16 protein-coding genes and 1 pseudogene are annotated in these 17086 nt (G+C 63.5%); 14 read left to right on the top strand and 3 right to left on the bottom strand.

Annotated elements, in window-relative coordinates; all coding sequences use genetic code 11:
• Positions 1-18 precede the first annotated feature (18 nt).
• From AAFX91_RS01875 to AAFX91_RS01865, 3 genes are all read left to right on the top strand, one after another.
• A complete protein-coding gene (locus AAFX91_RS01875) occupies positions 19-858 on the top strand; it encodes an enoyl-CoA hydratase family protein (protein WP_394565385.1) in 840 nt (279 codons plus the stop codon).
• Positions 859-879: 21 nt separating this feature from the next.
• On the top strand, positions 880-1275 hold the full coding sequence (locus AAFX91_RS01870; protein ID WP_282529212.1) for a RidA family protein: 396 nt from the start codon (positions 880-882) through the stop codon (positions 1273-1275).
• A gap of 131 nt (positions 1276-1406) precedes the next feature.
• Positions 1407-2651, top strand: a complete 1245-nt coding sequence (locus AAFX91_RS01865; RefSeq protein WP_394565384.1) for a flavin-dependent oxidoreductase — start codon at positions 1407-1409, stop codon at positions 2649-2651.
• 248 nt (positions 2652-2899) lie between these two features.
• Here the strand turns inward: AAFX91_RS01865 and AAFX91_RS01860 are convergent, their stop codons facing one another.
• Entirely contained in the window at positions 2900-3352 is a 453-nt protein-coding gene (locus tag AAFX91_RS01860; protein ID WP_282529214.1) for a cupin domain-containing protein, read from the bottom strand.
• Positions 3353-3380: 28 nt separating this feature from the next.
• Positions 3381-4547 carry an ABC transporter substrate-binding protein gene (locus tag AAFX91_RS01855; RefSeq protein WP_394565383.1) on the bottom strand — a complete coding sequence of 389 codons (1167 nt, stop codon included), beginning with the start codon at positions 4545-4547 and terminating at the stop codon, positions 3381-3383.
• A 274-nt stretch (positions 4548-4821) separates the two neighbouring features.
• Between AAFX91_RS01855 and AAFX91_RS01850 the strand changes: the two genes are divergently transcribed.
• From AAFX91_RS01850 to AAFX91_RS01840, 3 genes are all read left to right on the top strand, one after another.
• Positions 4822-5316, top strand: a complete 495-nt coding sequence (locus AAFX91_RS01850; RefSeq protein ID WP_394565382.1) for a MarR family winged helix-turn-helix transcriptional regulator — start codon at positions 4822-4824, stop codon at positions 5314-5316.
• On the top strand, positions 5313-6125 hold the full coding sequence (locus AAFX91_RS01845) for an alpha/beta hydrolase (RefSeq protein WP_394565381.1): 813 nt from the start codon (positions 5313-5315) through the stop codon (positions 6123-6125). The genes AAFX91_RS01850 and AAFX91_RS01845 overlap by 4 nt, the downstream gene beginning before the upstream one ends.
• A 141-nt stretch (positions 6126-6266) precedes the next feature.
• Positions 6267-7910 carry a benzoate-CoA ligase family protein gene (locus AAFX91_RS01840; RefSeq protein WP_394565380.1) on the top strand — a complete coding sequence of 548 codons (1644 nt, stop codon included), beginning with the start codon at positions 6267-6269 and terminating at the stop codon, positions 7908-7910.
• A gap of 255 nt (positions 7911-8165) precedes the next feature.
• Here the strand turns inward: AAFX91_RS01840 and AAFX91_RS01835 are convergent, their stop codons facing one another.
• On the bottom strand, positions 8166-9068 hold the full coding sequence (locus AAFX91_RS01835; protein ID WP_130580067.1) for a LysR family transcriptional regulator: 903 nt from the start codon (positions 9066-9068) through the stop codon (positions 8166-8168).
• A 163-nt stretch (positions 9069-9231) separates the two neighbouring features.
• Here AAFX91_RS01835 and AAFX91_RS01830 point away from each other — a divergent pair, with 163 nt between their 5' ends.
• The 8 genes and pseudogenes from AAFX91_RS01830 to AAFX91_RS01795 all read left to right on the top strand — a co-directional run bounded on the left by AAFX91_RS01830 (position 9232) and on the right by AAFX91_RS01795 (position 16833).
• Entirely contained in the window at positions 9232-10449 is a 1218-nt protein-coding gene (locus AAFX91_RS01830) for an amino acid ABC transporter substrate-binding protein (protein ID WP_394565379.1), read from the top strand.
• A gap of 108 nt (positions 10450-10557) precedes the next feature.
• Positions 10558-11423, top strand: a pseudogene (locus AAFX91_RS01825) (branched-chain amino acid ABC transporter permease).
• The gene (locus AAFX91_RS01820; RefSeq protein ID WP_394565378.1) at positions 11420-12355 is read left to right on the top strand and encodes a branched-chain amino acid ABC transporter permease; all 936 of its coding nucleotides are present in this window, start codon (positions 11420-11422) and stop codon (positions 12353-12355) included. Before AAFX91_RS01825 ends, AAFX91_RS01820 begins: the two are co-directional and overlap by 4 nt.
• Positions 12348-13097 (top strand): ABC transporter ATP-binding protein, encoded by a 750-nt coding sequence (locus AAFX91_RS01815; RefSeq protein ID WP_394565377.1) that lies wholly within the window; start codon positions 12348-12350, stop codon positions 13095-13097. Before AAFX91_RS01820 ends, AAFX91_RS01815 begins: the two co-directional genes overlap by 8 nt.
• Positions 13090-13821 carry an ABC transporter ATP-binding protein gene (locus tag AAFX91_RS01810; protein WP_394565376.1) on the top strand — a complete coding sequence of 244 codons (732 nt, stop codon included), beginning with the start codon at positions 13090-13092 and terminating at the stop codon, positions 13819-13821. The genes AAFX91_RS01815 and AAFX91_RS01810 overlap by 8 nt, the downstream gene beginning before the upstream one ends.
• Before the next feature lie 45 nt (positions 13822-13866).
• A complete protein-coding gene (locus AAFX91_RS01805) occupies positions 13867-14616 on the top strand; it encodes a hypothetical protein (RefSeq protein WP_130580061.1) in 750 nt (249 codons plus the stop codon).
• 307 nt (positions 14617-14923) lie between these two features.
• Complete coding sequence (locus AAFX91_RS01800) at positions 14924-16519, top strand: NAD(P)/FAD-dependent oxidoreductase (RefSeq protein WP_394565375.1); 1596 nt, start codon at positions 14924-14926, stop codon at positions 16517-16519.
• On the top strand, positions 16516-16833 hold the full coding sequence (locus tag AAFX91_RS01795) for a c-type cytochrome (protein WP_394565374.1): 318 nt from the start codon (positions 16516-16518) through the stop codon (positions 16831-16833). The genes AAFX91_RS01800 and AAFX91_RS01795 overlap by 4 nt, the downstream gene beginning before the upstream one ends.
• Positions 16834-17086: the final 253 nt, after the last annotated feature.

Genomic DNA, 17086 nt, shown 5'->3' with positions numbered 1-17086 from the left:
GCCCAAGGAAACAACATCATGTCTGAGATGAAAGCAAAGCTGCGACCGTTCAAGAATTATCCGGCGCGCCATTTCAAATGGTCCACCGATGACGATGCCCGCGTCGCCACCATCACGCTGAACCGGCCGGACAAGAAGAACCCGCTGACGTTCCAGTCCTACGAGGAGCTGCGCGATCTCTTCCGCGATCTTGCCTACGCCTCCGACGTCCGCGCCATCGTGCTGACCGGCGAGGGCGGCAATTTCTGCTCCGGCGGTGATGTGTTCGAGATCATCGAGCCGCTGACGCGGATGGCGATGCCCGACCTGATTGCGTTCACGCGCATGACCGGCGATGTCGTGAAGGCGATGCGCAAATGCCCCCAGCAGATTGTCGCGGCGATCGACGGTATCTGCGCCGGCGCCGGCGCGATGCTGGCGCTCGCGTCCGATCTGCGGCTGGCGACGCCGCAGGCCAAGACCGCGTTCCTGTTCACGCGCGTGGGACTCGCTGGCGCCGACATGGGCGCGTGCGGACTGTTGCCGCGGGTGATCGGGCAGGGGCGCGCCGCTGAGTTGCTTTACACCGGTCGGGCCATGAGCGCGGAAGAGGGATTTGCCTGGGGCTTTCACAACCGCCTGGTGCCATCGGCGGAGCTGTCGGCCGCGGCTCATGAACTCGCCCGTTCGCTCGCCGACGGCCCATGGTTCGCGCATGGCATGACCAAGACGATGTTCAACCAGGAATGGGCGATGGGCATCGACGAGATGGTGGAGTCGGAAGCGCAGGCGCAGGCGGTCTGCATGGCGACCGGTGATTTCCGCCGCGCCTTCGAGGCTTTCGCCGCCAAGAAGAAACCGGTCTTCGAGGGGAATTGAACCCGTGACGGGAACAAGCACATGATCGAACTCCTGCAACCGAACGGCTGGGCCCAGCCGGTCGGCTATGCCAATGGCGTTGCCGCGCGCGGCAAGATGATCTTTGTCGCCGGCCAGATCGGCTGGAACGCGCAATGCGTGTTCGAGACCGACGATCTCGTGGAGCAGATCGCCCAGACCCTGCGGAACGTCGTCGCGGTCGCCGCCAGCGGCGGCGCAACGCCGGAGCATATCGTGTCGATGACCTGGTTCCTGCTCGACCGCCGCGAATACTCCTCGCGGTTGAAAGAGATCGGCGCGGTCTACCGCGACATCATGGGCCGCCGCTTCCCGGCGATGACGGCGGTGCAGGTCTCCGGCCTGATCGAGGATCGCGCCAGGGTCGAGATCCAGGCCATCGCGGTGGTTCCGGATTGAGGTGGTGAGAGCGTTAACCTAAGTCGCGGCCGGAGTGGATGCTGAGACCATAAAGCGTCTTGCGAGCGGCTCTGACGCCGTGCGACCCTGCCAACCTCTCACAACGTCCGGGTTTCGAGCGGAGTAGGGCGATGAAGGCGATTATCGTCGGCGGCGGGATTGGCGGGCTCACGACGGCGCTGATGCTGCGGGCTCGCGGCATTTCCTGCGAATTGTTCGAGCAGGCGGAAACGATCCGCGAGCTCGGCGTCGGCATCAACACCCTGCCGCATGCGATCCGCGAACTCGCCGGGCTTGGCCTGCTTGACGCGCTCGACAAGGTTGCGATCCGCACCTACGAGCTGTTCTACCTGACGCGCCATGGCCAGCAGGTCTGGCACGAGAAGCGCGGGCTGGACGCCGGCCATGAGGTGCCGCAATTCTCCGTTCATCGCGGCCGCCTGCAGGGCGTCATCTATCAGGCGGTGGTTGAGCGGCTCGGCAGCGAGGCGATCCACACCGGTTGCCGGCTCGGCGCGTTCACGCAGGATGAAGGCGGCGTCGCGGCCTACTTCTTCGATCGTGCAGGCCAGCATGTGCACACGGCGCGCGGCGATATCCTGATCGGCGCCGACGGCATCCACTCGAAAGTGCGCGAGACGCTGATTCCGAACGAGGGGCCACCCTGCTGGAACGGCCTGATGCTGTGGCGCGGCGCCGCCGACTGGCCCGCGTTCCTGACGGGCCGCTCGATGATCATCGCCGGCGGCCTGAACGCCAAGGCCGTGATCTATCCGATCGCGGAAGGCTCGAGCCCGGCCAGCCGTCTCACCAATTGGGCGGTGATGGTGCGGATCGGCGACGGCGCGTCACCGCCGCCGCGCCGCGAGGGCTGGTCGAACCTCGGCAGGCGCGAAGAGCTGATGCCGCATGTGGCAGGCTTCTTGATCCCGCAGGTCGACTTTGCAGCGCTGGTCGGCGCCACGCCGGAATTCTGGGAATATCCGTGCTGCGACCGCGATCCCTTGCCCTATTGGACCAGCGGGCGCGTCACCTTGCTCGGCGATGCCGCGCATCCGATGTATCCGGTCGGCTCCAACGGCGCCTCGCAGGCCATTCTGGATGCGCGGTGCCTCGCCGATGCGCTGGCACGTTCGGAACATCCGCGTCAGGCGCTGGTCGCCTACGAACGGCAGCGCCTGCCGATGACCGCCGACATCGTCGCCTCCAACCGTCGCGGCGGGCCCGAGGGCGTGATCGATGCGGTCGAGCAGATCGCGCCGCAGGGGTTTACGGACATCGAGTCTATTCTGAGCTATGAGGCGCGCGAAGCGATCGTGCGCGGCTACGCCGCCAAGGCGGGCTTTGCCGCACGCGTGGTGGCGCGGCAATCGTAACGGGCGTCGGGGGCTTCATCCTTCGAGACGGCCGCTGCGCGGCCTCCTCAGGATGAGGTCTGCGAGCGAGGCGAGATCTTAGACCCTCATGGTGAGGAGCGCGGCTTGCCGCGCGTCTCGAACCATGAGGCCCCAGACCTCTCATCCCGCTCTTGCAGCGTAGCCCGGATGGAGCGCAGCGCAATCCGGGACACCGTCGATTGGGGCGATCAACCCCGGATTACGCTGCGCTCCATCCGGGCTACGTGCTACGCCGGGGGCGGCGGCAGGAAGTGGATGTTGTGCTCAGCGGCGAGTTTCACCACATCGTCCGGGTTCTGCTCCCGCATATTGTGGATCGCCCAGAACAGATCATAGAGCCGGCGCGTCGGCGACACCCAGAACAGCGTCTTCGCGGCCTGCTGCGACTTGTTGAAGATGCCGTGCGGCTTGCCCATGGGCAGGCGCACGAGGTCGCCAGGCGTTGCCGATTCATCGGCACCGTCGAGCATGAAGTCGAGCTTACCCTCGAGGATGTAAAGATATTCGTCCTGGTCGGGATGAATGTGCGGCGGCACGAAAGTGCCGGGCGGAAACGTCGCATGCCAGGAGAACGAGTGCTCGGTGCGGTTCTTCGGCACATAGGTCTGGCCGAGGATGTTCCAGGTGATGCCTTGCATGCCCTCGTTGGCGCGCGTGATGCCCGCGATCTCGTCGTTCATTGTTCCACTCCCTCGCTTACTTGCCCGTTCACTTGGCTGAGCAATCCTTGGCGTAACGGTCGCCGCAATTTTCAAACACTTTCTGTACGATCTCGGTCTGGAACTTTCCATCAGGACGTTTCGCGACCTGGGTCAGATAGAAGTCCTGGATCGGATAGCCGTTGGTGTTGAACTTGAAGCCGCCGCGAAGCGAGACGAAGTCCGCCTTCTTGAGCGCCGCCGCGACCGCCTCCTTGTTGGAGAGATCGCCGTTCACCGCCTTCACCGCGCTGTCGATCAGCAGCGCCGCGTCGTAAGCCTGCATGGCGTAGGTGCCGGGCACGCTCTTGTAGGCGGCTTCATAGGCAGCGACGAACTTCTTGTTCTGGGGATTGTCGAGGTTGGGCGCCCAGTTGGCGCCGCCGAACATGCCGACCGCCGCGTCCTGCTGCGCCGGCAACGTCGATTCATCGACCGTGAAGGCTGACAGCACGGGCACGGTGGCGCCGGCCTGCTTGTACTGCTTCACCAGATTGACGCCCATGCCACCCGGCATGAAGGTGAACAGCGCATCCGGCTTCAGCGAGGAGATTTTTGTCAATTCGGGCTGAAAGTCGAGCGTGTTAAGTGGCGTATAGGATTCGTCGACGATCTCGCCTTTGTAGTCGAGCTTGAAGCCGGCCACCGAGTCGCGTCCGGCCTGGTAGTTCGGCACCAGGAGATAGACGCGCTTGTAGCCACGATCCTGCGCGACCTTGCCGAGGATCTCGTGCACTTGGTCGTTCTGATAGGAGGTGACGTAGAAGAACGGGTTGCATTCCTTGCCGGCGTAGCTCGAGGGGCCGGCGTTGGGCGAGATCAGGAACGTCTTGTTCTCGGTCACGGGGCGGTGGATCGCCTGCAGGATGTTGGAGAAGATCGGTCCGACCACGAAGTCGACCTTGTCGCGTTCCAGGAGCCCGCGCACCTTGGTCACCGCGCCATCCGGCTTGAGCTCATCGTCGACATTGACGACCTCGACCTCGCGGCCCGCCATCTTGCCGCCGAGATCCTTGATCGCCAGCGCAAAGCCGTCGCGCACCTGTTGGCCGAGCGCGGCGGCCGGGCCCGACGTCGTCACGATGACGCCGATCTTGATCTTCTCCTGCGCCAGGGCAGGTCCGGCAGCAAGGGCGAACAGCGCCGCCAATCCTGCCAACTTCAATGCCCGTTTCATGGTCTCTCCCCGCGCCAACAAAGATCAAAATCTCGCGCCACAGCTTATTCTGACGACGGCAAGCGCCGCAAGCGAATGCCTCGCCGGGTCTGGGCCGCCCGCGGACCGTTCAGCCGCCCGCGGTCTGTATGCAAGCGCCGCGCCAAATTGCTTGAAGCTTAAAGAGATCCCGCGATATCATGGAGCATCGCTCATTCGGCTTGCGATATGCCGCGAATTGTTTGAAGGTCAAAACGATCGGCTGCGATTGGCGCCGCGAAAGGCGTGACTGCCCATGATGCTTGATTCCGAGACAAAAGCGGTCGAACTGCCGGAAGATCATGGCACGGAGCTCCGGCTCTGGCTTCGGCTTCTGACCTGCACCACCCTGATCGAGGGCGAGGTGCGCAGCCGCCTTCGCGAGCGCTTCGACGTCACGCTGCCGCGCTTCGACCTGATGGCCCAGCTCGACAAGGTGCCTGACGGCATGACGCTATCCGACCTTTCCAAGCGCATGATGGTATCGAACGGCAATGTGACCGGCCTGGTCGAGCGGTTGGTGGAATCGGGTCATCTCGACCGCCGCACCTCGGAGACAGATCGGCGTGTGCAGTTCATCCGGCTGACAAAGCTCGGCCGTGCCGAGTTCCGCAAGATGGCGGCCGAGCACGAGACCTGGATCGCCGATATCTTCGCCGACCTCTCGCGCAAGGATATCAGTGAATTGATGCGGCTGCTCGCCAAGACAAAAGCATCGGCGCAGCGATCGGCCAAGGCGCGGACGTCATGAGTGCCGTCGACTACGAGGTCGAATACAACAATCGCGCGCGGGTGCCGGAACATCCGGCGCTGATCGAGGGCTGGGCCAGGGACGCCGCCGCTTATCGCGCGCAGCATGCGCCGCGCCGCATCGCCTACGGCCCCGGCAATCGCCACACTATTGATTTGTTTGAAAGCGGCGAGGGGCCGATCGTCGTCTTCATCCACGGCGGCTATTGGCAGGCGCTCGACGGCTCCTTCTTCAGCCATTGCGCGCGCGGGCTCAATACCCACGGGGTCACGGTCGCTGTGCCGAGCTACGATCTCTGTCCTGCCGCCACCATTGCCGATATCATCGGCCAGATGCGCGATGCGTCGCGCGAATTGGCGCGCCTCGGACGACTGCTGGTGATGAGCGGTCATTCTGCGGGCGGGCATCTCGCCGCCTGCATGCTCGCGACCGATTGGATGGCGTTCGATAGGTCGTTGCCGAAGCGGCCGGTCATATCGGCCTATTCGATCTCGGGCCTGTTCGAGCTCGCGCCGCTGGTCGAAACCTCGATCAACAAGGCGTTGCGTCTGGATGCTGCGGCAGCCGAGGCCGCAAGTCCGCTGTTCTGGCGGCCGCCAGCCGGAACAGCGCTGGATGCGGTGGTCGGCGAAACCGAAAGCGCCGAATATCATTGGCAAAGCCGCACCATCGTCGAGCAATGGGGCGCGGCCGGCGTTGCCACCCGCTTCGGTGTCGTCGCCGCTGCCAATCATTTCACCGCGATCGCGCCGCTGGCCGATCCGGACTCGGCGATGGTTACGCGCCTGCGCGAATTGGCGCAGGGCTGAATTCTCCTCACGTTCCGGCGAAGCGCAAAATCGGCCCTTGCGCGGAATTGTTTTAAGTATAAAATTGTTGCCGGATACGCTGCCGGGCGTCCTCGATGTGTGATCGTGAGCATTCTTGCTGGAAAGCGAGGGGCGATGGATATGGCAGTTCTTGCACCGAAGCTGGGCCCTTCCGCCCATGTCGATACGTTCACACGCGACAATCTTCCGCCGTTCCATCAGTGGCCGGACCTGCTGCTCGACCGGCCTGAATTTCAATATCCAGAATATCTCAACGCCGCGGTCGAACTGACCGACCGCATGGTCGAGAAGGGGTTTGGCGACCGCATTGCGCTGATCGGCAACGGTCGCCAGCGCACCTACAAGGAATTGACCGACTGGTCCAATCGCCTTGCGCATGCGCTGGTCGAGAACTATGGCGTCAAAGCCGGCAACCGTGTGCTGATCCGTTCCGGCAACAATCCGGCCTTCGTTGCCGTCTGGCTCGCCGCGACCAAGGCTGGCGCCGTCGTCGTCAACACCATGCCGATGTTGCGCGCCGGCGAACTGGAGAAGATCGTCGACAAGGCCGAAATCTCGCTGGCGCTGACCGACAGCCGTATCGCCGATGAGCTCGTCGCCTGCGCGAAGATCAGCAAATTCCTCAGGCAGGTCGTCAATTTCGACGGCACGCAGAACCACGACGCCGAGCTCGATCGCGTCGCGTTGAGCAAGCCGGTGCGGTTCGAGGCGGTCAAGACCGGCCGCGACGACGTCGCGCTGTTGGGATTCACATCGGGCACGACCGGCGAGCCGAAGGCGACGATGCATTTCCACCGCGATCTCCTGATCATTGCGGATGGTTATGCGAAGGAAGTGCTTGATGTCACCGAGGACGACGTCTTCGTCGGGTCACCACCGCTGGCCTTCACCTTCGGCCTGGGCGGGCTCGCGATCTTTCCGTTGCGGTTCGGCGCTACTGCGACGCTCCTGGAAAATGCAGCTCCGAACCAGATGGTCGAGATCATCGAGACCTACAAGGCGACAATCTGTTTCACTGCGCCGACGGCGTACCGCGCGATGATGGCCGCGATGGACAACGGCGCCGACCTGTGCTCGCTGCGCATCGCAGTTTCTGCCGGCGAGACACTGCCGGCGCCAGTATTCGAAAGCTGGACCAGGAAGACCGGCAAGCCGATCCTCGACGGCATCGGCAGCACGGAGATCCTGCACATCTTCATCACCAACCGGATCGGCGATGCCGTAGCGGGCACGACCGGACATCCGGTCTCAGGCTATGAGGCAAAGATCGTCGATGACGACATGAACGAGTTGCCGCCCGGCAAGGTCGGCCAGCTCGCGGTGCGTGGCCCGACCGGGTGTCGCTATCTCGCGGACCCGCGCCAAACCAAATATGTGCGCGATGGCTGGAACCTGACCGGCGACGCGTTCGTACGCGACGAGAATGGCCGGCTCTCTTTCGTCGCCCGCGCCGACGACATGATCATTTCTTCCGGCTACAACATCGCGGGTCCCGAGGTCGAAGCCGCGCTATTGACACATCCCGACATCGCGGAGTGTGCGGTGGTGGGGCAGGCCGATGAGGAGCGCGGGCAGATCGTTTCGGCCTATGTCGTGCTGAAGCAGGGCTGCCGCTGTGACGATCTGCAGGTCAAGCTCTTGCAGGATCACGTCAAGGCCAAGATCGCGCCGTACAAATATCCTCGCGCCATCAGCTTCGTCGACGCGCTGCCGAAAACGCAGACCGGCAAGATCCAGCGCTTCAAATTGCGCGAAGCGAGCTGACCTAGAGCGTAGTGCCATTTGGTTGGACTGGCCACGAGTCCGCTTCACCTCTCCCGCTTGCGGGGGAGGCATAGGCCGCCTTTGGCGGCCGTTCCTCAGAACGCCGAAGCGGAGCTTCGGCTATGGCGTCAGCGTCGGGTGGGGCTCTCTCCACACGATCGGACAGTGTGAATCGCGGAGAAACCCCCACCCTGGCCCTCCCCCGCAAGCGGGAGAGGGAGCGCAGCACCTGTCCCGGACGCAATCGAGCTGACCTCAGTCCTGCTCTTCCCGCATCCGGCCGATCAGGAGGTCGGCCACCAGCCGGCAGGACGGCGACAGGTTTCGGCTCGCCAGCCGGACCATGGTGACCTGCGTTGCTTCCAGCCGCTTGTCGCGTAGCGGCACGGCGACGAGCAGGCCGGCCTCCAGCGCCGACACTGCGGCGACGCGCGGCAGGAAGGTGGCGAGATCGGTGCGGGCGGCAAGCCTTTGTGCGAAGGCGAGCGAGTTGGTCTCGGTGCAGACCTCGAGCCTGACCTTCGCTTGCGCGCAGGCACGATCGACTTCCTGGCGGATGCCGAAGGACGGATCGGGGACCACGACGCGTAGCCCTGCGAGTTCCTTCACCGTGCAGCTCGCCTTGTTCGCCAGCGGGTGGCGCGGCGAGACGATCAGGCACAGCGACTGCCGCATCCGCCCGAGCTCGATCAGATCGCTGCGCGGCGCGCGGCCGAACACGAAGCCGAGGTCGACATCGTTGTGGCCGACTCTCTCGGCCACGTCGCGCGAGCCCACCATCGTCATCGAGATCGAGATGCCCGGATAGTCGCCGGCAAGGTCGACGGCGAAATTCGACAGAAAGCTCATCAGCATGCCCTCAACGGTGGCGATCCTGACCTGCCCACGCCGCGAACTATCGAACTCCTGCACCTTGACGCGGATGCCGTCGAGCTGATTGCGGTTCTCGACCGCGTAGCGGTAGAGCAGGTTACCGGCGCCGGTGAGCTGCATCCCGCGCGGGCCGCGCTCGAACAGTTTTGCCGAAAGCTCCTCCTCGATCGCCTGCATCTGCCGGCTGATCGCGCTCGGCGCGATCCGCAGCGAAGCCGCCGCCTGCTTGATCGAGCCGCATTCGGTGACCTCGCGGAAATATCGGATGGCGGCTGACTCGATCATGCGGCTTTCGTCCTCCCCTCGCGGCCTGCCCAACAAGGCGGCAGGCGCTGACCAGGGGTCGAATTATTCGACCTCAGACCTCTAATTTCAATGCTTTTATTCGAATGCGGGATTTGCCATGATTTTTATGTTTCAGTCTCTGGCCGCCATGGAGAAGTATTCCATGAATAAGTCTTGGGTCGCTCGTTACGCGCGTCTTGCAGCCCCGCTATGGGCGGCAGCGGTTCTCTGCAGCGCGCAGACTTCTAACGCGTCGGCCGAGGACGTCATCCGTTTCGGCGCGCCGCTGCCGATCACCGGCCCGCTCGCGCCCGAAGCGATCAAGCAGCAGCAGGGTTATGACCTCTGGGCCGAGGAGGCGAACAAGGCCGGCGGCATTTCCGTCGGCGGCAAGAAATACAAGGTCGAGATTGTCTACGCCGACTATCAGTCGAACACGCCGCGCGCGGTGCAGGCGACCGAGCAGATGATCAGCCAGGACAACGTCAACTTCATGTTCGGCGCCTTCGGTTCCGGCGCGGCCAAGGCGGCGAGCACCGTGTCCGAGAAGTACAAGGTGCCGACGCTGGCGGCGACCGCGTCCTCCGTCCAGGTCTATGACCAGGGCTACAAATATCTGTTCGGCACCTTCACGCCGAACGACACGCTGACGACGCCGCTGACCCAGATCATCAAGGCCAAGGTGCCCGAGGTGAAGAAGATCGCGATCCTCGCGCGCAACGATTTGTTCCCGCTCGCGATCGCGCAGGAAATGGAGAAGTCGGCCAAGGCCAACGGCTTTGACCTCGTCTATTTCGAGAAATATGCGATCGGCACACTCGATCACTCGGCGACGCTGTCGCAAATCAAGTCGCTCGCGCCGCAATGGATATTCGTCACCGGCTACATCAACGACCTGCTCCTGATCCGCAAGCAGATGGTCGACCAGGAGATGAAGGCGCCGATTGTCACGATGATCGCCGGTCCGGCCTATCAGGAATTCATCGAGTCCGGCGGCAAGACCGCCGAGAACATCACCAGCGCCTCCTGGTGGCATCCGGCCGAGCGGTATGAGGGCAAGGACATCTTCGGCTCGACCGAGAATTTCGTGAAGCTGTTCAAGGCCAAGTACAAGAGCGAGCCGGACTACGGCCAGGCTTCCGCGGCCTGCGGCGCGCTGTTCCAGATGGCGATCGAAAAGGCCGGCTCGCTCGATCGCGACAAGGTGCGCGATGAGCTCGCCAAGCTCGACGTGGTGACCTTCTTCGGCCCCGTCAGGTTCGGTGCCAACGGCCAGATCAACTCGCTCGATCCGCCGGTCTTCCAGATCCAGGGCGCCAAGCCCGTGGTGTTGTTCCCGGAAGCGATCAAACAGGGCGATCTCAAGGTTGGCGTCAACTGATGACCAACCGTCATTGCGAGCAGAGCGAGGCCGCCAGAAAGAATGGATTGCTTCGTCGCTGCGCTCCTCGCAATGACGCACGGCAATAAGCGCGGCTAGGCATCACACATGCACGCAGCCCAGATCCTGGTGAACGCGGTGGTCCTCGGCTGCCTCTATGCCTGCATCGCGATCGGCTTCTCGCTGGTCTGGGGCGTGCTCAACGTCATCAACCTGATCCACGGCTCCTTCATCGTGCTCGGCGCCTATCTCGCCTTCGGGCTCTACAACGCGCTGCACATCTCGCCCTGGTATTCGATCGCGGTCGCCGCGCCGCTGTTCTTCGTGCTCGGCTACCTCCTGCAGCGACTATTGCTCAACCGCGTGATCACGGCGCCCGTCCTGGTGACGCTGACGATGACGTTCGGACTCGACCTGATCCTGAACAACGCGATGATCTATTTCTTCAAGGCCGATTACCGCAAGCTGACGCTGACGCCGTCGCTGGGATCGGTCTCGATCTTCGACGTGGTGGTGCCGGTCGACCGTCTCATCGCGACGGTTTCCGCGCTGGCCCTGACCGGATTGCTCTATCTCCTGCTGCGGCGCTCGCGCGTCGGGCGCGCCATCGTCGCGGTGCGGCTGGACCGCGACGCGGCCGTGCTGATGGGCGTCGACGTCAAGTCGATCTACGCGATCGCGTTCGGCCTCGGCGCTGCGCTTGCCGGCTGCGCCGGCGTGCTGATGGCGCTGATCTTCCCGATCTCGCCATTGCCTCGTCGGGCTATCTCGGAAAGGCCTTCGTGGTCTGCGTGCTCGGCGGTCTCGGGAGCGTCTCGGGCGCGCTCGCGGGCGGCCTGCTGCTGGCGCTGGTCGAAGGGATCGGCTCGACCTTCTTCGGCCCGGCGCACGCGACGACGCTGTCCTTCATCCTGCTCATCGTCTTCCTGATCCTGCGCCCGCAGGGGCTGCTTGGCCGGAAGGGTTTCGAATGACGAAGCCGAATATCGCGCTGCTTGTCCTGCTCGCGGTCGTTGCATCGCTGCCGCTGTTCGGCGGCGCCTATGCGCTGCGGCTCGGCACCATCGCCTGCATGTATGCGATCATGGCGCTGTCGTGGAATGTGGTCGGCGGCTTCGCCGGCTATCCCTCGTTTGCGACCGCGGCCTTCTTCGGCTTCGGCGCCTACACCGCGGGCGTGCTGCTCAACAAGGGATTGCCGCTCTGGCTCTGCGTCGTCATCGCGGCGGTCACCGCCTTGCTGATCGCGGCTGTACTGGGCGCGGCTCTCCTGCGCCTGCGCGGACATTACTTTGCGATCGCAAGCCTCTCGCTGGTCGAGGTGCTGCGCGAACTCGTCAACAATGCCACCGATCTCACCGGTGGCGGCATGGGACTCAACATCCCCCTGGGTTCCGGCTCCGGCGTGCTCGCCGAAGCGATGTTCTTCTTCTACGCGATGTGGATCCTGCTGCTGCTCACCGTGCTGATGGTGATGGCCGTCGCCGGCTCGAAGCTCGGCTTCGGGCTCGCCTGCATCCGCCAGAACGAGACCGCCTCCAGCATGGTCGGCCTCAACACCACTCTCTATAAGAGCATCGCCTTCGGCCTGTCGGCCTGTTTCGTCAGCGCGGCCGGTGGCATCTATGCCGCCTGGGTGCACTATATCGACCCGTCCGATGTCTTCGATATTCTCTATTCGGTGAAGCCGATCGTGATGGCGCTGATGGGCGGGCTCGGCTCGCCGCTCGGCGTTGCCTGCGGTGCGTTCCTTTATCTCGGGCTCGAGGAGGTGGTCTGGCGCAACTACATTCAAATCCACACCGGCGTGCTCGGGCTGATCATCGTCCTCTTGCTCCTGTTCCTGCCGCATGGCCTGATCTCGTTGCGGCCGGCCAACCTCTGGCGACGGGTCAAGCATGTCTGAGATCCTTCGCCTCGAAAACGTATCCCGGCATTTCAGCGGCCTGCAGGCCCTGCGCGATGTCACGCTCACCGTCAACACGGGCGAGGTGCTCGGCCTCATAGGACCAAACGGCGCCGGCAAGACCACGCTGGTCAACACCATCTGCGGCGTCACGCCGGCCAATTCCGGCAAGATCACTTTCGATGGCAAGGACATCACACGCATTAAGACCTATCAGGCGGCGCGGCTCGGCCTGTCACGTACCTTCCAGATCGTTCAGCCCTTTGCCGAATTTACCGCGCTGGACAATGTCGCCGCAGCCGCGCTGTTCTCGCAGCCGGGCCAAAGCCTGAAGATGGCGCGCGAGCAGGCAATGGCTCATCTGGTCTATGTCGGTCTCGAGCTGCAGGCCAATCACCCTGCCGCTACGTTGACGCTCGCGATGCGCAAGCGGCTGGAGCTTGCGAAGGCCCTCGCGATGAAACCAAAATTGCTGTTCCTCGACGAGGTCAATGCCGGCCTCAACAGTGCCGAGGTCGAGCGCGCGACCGAGCTGATCCATGAGCTTGCCGCCAGCGGCATCACCATCGTGATGATCGAGCATCTGATGAAGGTCGTGCTCAATGTCTGCACCCGCATCGCGGTACTGCACAACGGCGCGCTGATCGCCGATGGCGCGCCGCGCGAGGTGATCGAGAATCCCGCGGTGGTCGAGGCCTATCTCGGCCAGCAATATGCCAAACGGAATGTCGCCCGTGGCTAACTCCCTGATCCTCGAACTGAAGGGGCTGTGCGCCGGCTATGGCGAGATCCAGGTGCTGTGGGGCATCGATCTCGACGTCCGCCACGGCGAGATCACCGCATTGATCGGCTCCAATGGTGCTGGCAAGACCACGCTGATGCGGGCGCTGTCGGGCCTGATCCCGACCACCGCGGGCAATTATTTCTCGGAAGGCCGCGATCTCACCGGCGACACCGCCGCCGGGATCCTCGCGCACGGCATCGTGCATGTGCCGGAGGGACGGCGGCTGTTCGGCGCCATGAGCGTCGAGGAGAACCTCCTGATGGGCGCATATTTGCGCGACGCTGGTCGCGCCGAGATCAATCGCGACCTCGAGCAGGTCTATGCCACGTTCCCGAAGCTGCGCGAGCGGCGGCGGCAAGCGGCGGCGACCCTGTCAGGCGGCGAGCAGCAGATGTGCGCGATCGGCCGCGGCCTGATGAGCGCGCCGCTGCTGTTGATGATCGACGAGCTCTCGCTCGGACTTTCGCCCTTGCTGGTCGAGCAGCTCGTGGCGGCGCTGCGCGAACTCAACGCTGGCGGCACGTCGATCCTGCTGGTGGAGCAGGACGTCACCATCGCGCTCGATCTCTGCCACCGCGCCTTTGTCATGGACATGGGCCGTATCGTGCGGAGTGGCTCGGGAAGCGAACTGCTCGCCGATCCGATCGTCCGCGATGCCTATCTCGGCGTTCTCCACGAATGACCGAACCCGGGCTTTCCTAACCCCTTTACGTTGCAAAGAGGTATCATGATTACGACCATCGAGGTTCAAGACGGCGGTTATCGCTTCATGCCGGGCGTCAGCCAGTATTCCTGCGGTATCGGCGCGTTGCCGGGTTTCACCATCGAACGCGTCCGTTTTGCCGATCCGGTGCCGCTGAAGGCAGGCTTTGCGCGGATTGCCGAAATCCTCAACAATGCCGGCCGTCCGCTGACGGCGTTCGGCGCCTGCGAATTGCGCTCGCCCGCGCCGTTCACCGAAGAGGGCTTTCGCGCCTTCAACGACATCTACATCAAGACCCTGATCGAATGGGGCATAATGAAGGACGGCGTCAATCCGGTGGCGCGCAGCAATGTCTGTCCGAAGATCGGTCCGCCGGCCGAGCCCTGCTTCCACGCTTTCTCCTACGCGGTGCCGGCGCCGCAGGCGGCGCCGTCTTTCGTGATCGCCGGCAGCGGCGAGTCGGCCGAAGGCAAGGCGAACTATCGGGATCACATCATCAGTCCCGGCGACGTCAGCCCGGCGGGTATGCTTGCCAAGGCAAAATGGGTGCTGGATGAGATGGAACGTCGCATGAGCGCGTTCGGCGGCACCTGGAAACAAACGACCGGCGTGCAGCTTTACACCGTGCAGGACGTCTATTCGATCCTGGAAAGCGAGCTCGGCCGCCGCGGCGTGTTCAGGAATGGCCTGACCTGGCATTTCAACCGCCCGCCGGTGGTCGGTCTCGACTACGAGATGGATTGCCGCTGCGTTCACATCGAAAAGGTGATCTGAGTTCTTCTCCTTCTCCCCGTTCTTACGGGGAGAAGGTCGGGATGAGGGGCTCTATCCGCGAACACAGTGGCAGATGGGTTCGCGGAGGCTCCCCCTCACCCGAAATTCAAGCGGAGCTTGAATTTCGACCTCTCCCCGCACTCGGGGCGAGGTGCAGCGGAATTCGCCTCTCGATCTCGCAGCATCATCACATCCAGCACGCATCAAAAGCGCGTGTTGGCGCGCGTTCAACCAAGCCGCTTCCTTGACAGGTGATGAGCCAATCGTTTCCTTTGCTGCTCCAGATCTTGCTCCGGCTGGGACGTCAATGCAAAGCGAAGCGGCAGTCATCAGGCGGCGTGATCTTTTCTCGTTGATCGGCGCGATGGCCGGCAGCGCGGCGATGTATCACGCGATGACCAGCCTCGGCTTTGCCTCGGAGTCGAACTACAAGGGGCCGGTGAGGCTCGAGGGCGACCCGAAGGGCGCATCCGTCCTGATCCTCGGCGCGGGACTTGCCGGCATGACGGCGGCGCTGGAGCTGCGCAAGGCGGGCTACAAGGTCCAGATCCTCGAGTTCAACAACAGGGCAGGCGGCCGCAACTGGACGCTGCGCGGCGGCGACACGTTCGTCGAACTCGGCGGCTACAAGCAGACCTGCGAATTCGATCACGGTCTCTACATCAACCCAGGCCCGTGGCGGATTCCCTACCACCATCGTGCATTGCTTGACTATTGCAGGCGGCTCGGGGTTGCGCTCGAATCCTTCATTCAGTTGAACCACAACGCCTATCTGCACGCCTCGCGTGCGTTCGGAGGTACACCGCAGAAGATCCGCGCGATCAAGGCGGATTTCCAGGGCCAGGTTTCCGAACTGCTCGCGAAAGTGACTCAGCAGGGCAAGCTCGACGAAGCGGTGTCCAAGGAAGACCAGGAAATCCTGCTGCAGGCGCTGCGCTCCTGGGGCGCGCTCGATTCCGACTACAGATACAATGCCAATCTCGTCTCGGCCGAGTTCCGCGGCTATGCGCGCGAGCCCGGCGGGGGCTTAAGTTCCGCGCCGTTGCCGAGCGATCCCGTCACCTTGTCGGAGCTCTTGCGATCACGGGTCTGGCGCTACTTGCAGAGTTTTGCGCGCTACAATTTCCAGACCACGATGTTCCAGCCGGTCGGCGGCATGGACATGATCGGCAAGGCCTTTGCCAAGGAGGTCGGCGACCTCATTCGCTATAACGCCAAGGTGACGCAGATCCAGCAGAACGACCGCGGCGTCACGGTGAGCTATGTCGACACGACAAGTCCCTCGACGGTGCTGCACGCAAAAGCGGATTGGTGCATCTGCACGATCCCGCTGTCGATCCTGAGCCAGATCCCGATCGACGTCGGTAGCCGCATGGAGGCCGCGATCGACGCCGTTGCCTATGCCGGCGCGGTCAAGATCGGCCTGCAGTTCAAGCGCCGCTTCTGGGAGGAGGACGAGGCGATCTATGGCGGCATCAGCTATACCGACCTGCCGATCCGGCAGATCGCCTACCCCAATGCAGGCTTCAATCGCGCCGGCCGCGGCGTGCTGCTCGGCGCCTATCTGTTCGAGGGTGCGAATGCCTATGAGTTCACCGCGATGACGCCGGCGGAACGGATCGCAAGCGCCGTCGAATTCGGTTCCATGATCCATCCGCAATACAAGCAGGAGTTCGAGAACGGCGTTGCGGTCGCCTGGCACCGCGTGCCCTTCACCCTCGGCTGCAGCGGTGAATGGACCGACGAGGGCAGGGCGAAACACTACAAGAATCTGTGCCAGATCGACGGGCGGATCGTGCTGGCCGGCGAACACGCATCCGATCTGCCGTCCTGGCAGGAGGGGGCGATCCTGTCTTCGCTCGACGCCATCGCGCGACTGCACGAGCGGGTGATGAAAACATGAGGCCGATGAGAGCCCATTTCGTTGCGCCAGGGGCAGGCGCCGTACTGCTCGCGTTCCTCCCTGCGGCCGCGGACTTCGCGCAGGACAACACCGCCACGCGCCCCACGTTCAGTTCGGGCTACCGCTTCGTCGAAATGACCGGCGAGGAACTGTTCGCCAATGTCTGCCAGGGCTGCCACATGCCCGATGCCTCGGGCGCTGCCGGCGCCGGGGCCTATCCTTCGCTGATCGCCAACCGGAATCTTGCGACCTCTAGCTATGCCGTTCATCTCGTCGTCAACGGCCGGCGCGGCATGCCGGCCTTCGCGACATGATGACCGATGGTCAAGTCGCCGCGGTCGTGAATTATCTCAGAACGCATTTCGACAACAGCTACACGGACGCGGTGACGGCCAGGGAAGTCGCAGAAGCGCGCCGCTGAAGCACTGTTAAATGGGGGAGCACATGAAATTTCTCACGATGCCGTTGATTGTCATGCTCTCGGCGATGGCTTGCGTGCCCGCGCAGGCCGAGATCGTCAGGCATCCAATTCCGAATTCGAATTTTCCGATCGCGCAATCGGTGCAG

This window comes from Bradyrhizobium sp. 31Argb (genome assembly GCF_043638955.1).
Lineage (GTDB): Bacteria > Pseudomonadota > Alphaproteobacteria > Rhizobiales > Xanthobacteraceae > Bradyrhizobium.
Note: the sequence above shows the minus strand (reverse complement) of the source record. Positions and strands in the feature narration are given on the sequence as shown.

Excerpts from the sequence above, each read along its gene's own strand:
- AAFX91_RS01875 (WP_394565385.1), top strand. The coding sequence starts at position 19 with ATGTCTGAGATGAAAGCAAAGCTGCGACCGTTCAAGAATTATCCGGCG.
- AAFX91_RS01870 (WP_282529212.1), top strand. The coding sequence starts at position 880 with ATGATCGAACTCCTGCAACCGAACGGCTGGGCCCAGCCGGTCGGCTAT.
- AAFX91_RS01865 (WP_394565384.1), top strand. The coding sequence starts at position 1,407 with ATGAAGGCGATTATCGTCGGCGGCGGGATTGGCGGGCTCACGACGGCG.
- AAFX91_RS01860 (WP_282529214.1), bottom strand. The coding sequence starts at position 3,352 with ATGAACGACGAGATCGCGGGCATCACGCGCGCCAACGAGGGCATGCAA.
- AAFX91_RS01855 (WP_394565383.1), bottom strand. The coding sequence starts at position 4,547 with ATGAAACGGGCATTGAAGTTGGCAGGATTGGCGGCGCTGTTCGCCCTT.
- AAFX91_RS01850 (WP_394565382.1), top strand. The coding sequence starts at position 4,822 with ATGATGCTTGATTCCGAGACAAAAGCGGTCGAACTGCCGGAAGATCAT.
- AAFX91_RS01845 (WP_394565381.1), top strand. The coding sequence starts at position 5,313 with ATGAGTGCCGTCGACTACGAGGTCGAATACAACAATCGCGCGCGGGTG.
- AAFX91_RS01840 (WP_394565380.1), top strand. The coding sequence starts at position 6,267 with ATGGCAGTTCTTGCACCGAAGCTGGGCCCTTCCGCCCATGTCGATACG.
- AAFX91_RS01835 (WP_130580067.1), bottom strand. The coding sequence starts at position 9,068 with ATGATCGAGTCAGCCGCCATCCGATATTTCCGCGAGGTCACCGAATGC.
- AAFX91_RS01830 (WP_394565379.1), top strand. The coding sequence starts at position 9,232 with ATGAATAAGTCTTGGGTCGCTCGTTACGCGCGTCTTGCAGCCCCGCTA.
- AAFX91_RS01820 (WP_394565378.1), top strand. The coding sequence starts at position 11,420 with ATGACGAAGCCGAATATCGCGCTGCTTGTCCTGCTCGCGGTCGTTGCA.
- AAFX91_RS01815 (WP_394565377.1), top strand. The coding sequence starts at position 12,348 with ATGTCTGAGATCCTTCGCCTCGAAAACGTATCCCGGCATTTCAGCGGC.
- AAFX91_RS01805 (WP_130580061.1), top strand. The coding sequence starts at position 13,867 with ATGATTACGACCATCGAGGTTCAAGACGGCGGTTATCGCTTCATGCCG.
- AAFX91_RS01800 (WP_394565375.1), top strand. The coding sequence starts at position 14,924 with ATGCAAAGCGAAGCGGCAGTCATCAGGCGGCGTGATCTTTTCTCGTTG.
- AAFX91_RS01795 (WP_394565374.1), top strand. The coding sequence starts at position 16,516 with ATGAGGCCGATGAGAGCCCATTTCGTTGCGCCAGGGGCAGGCGCCGTA.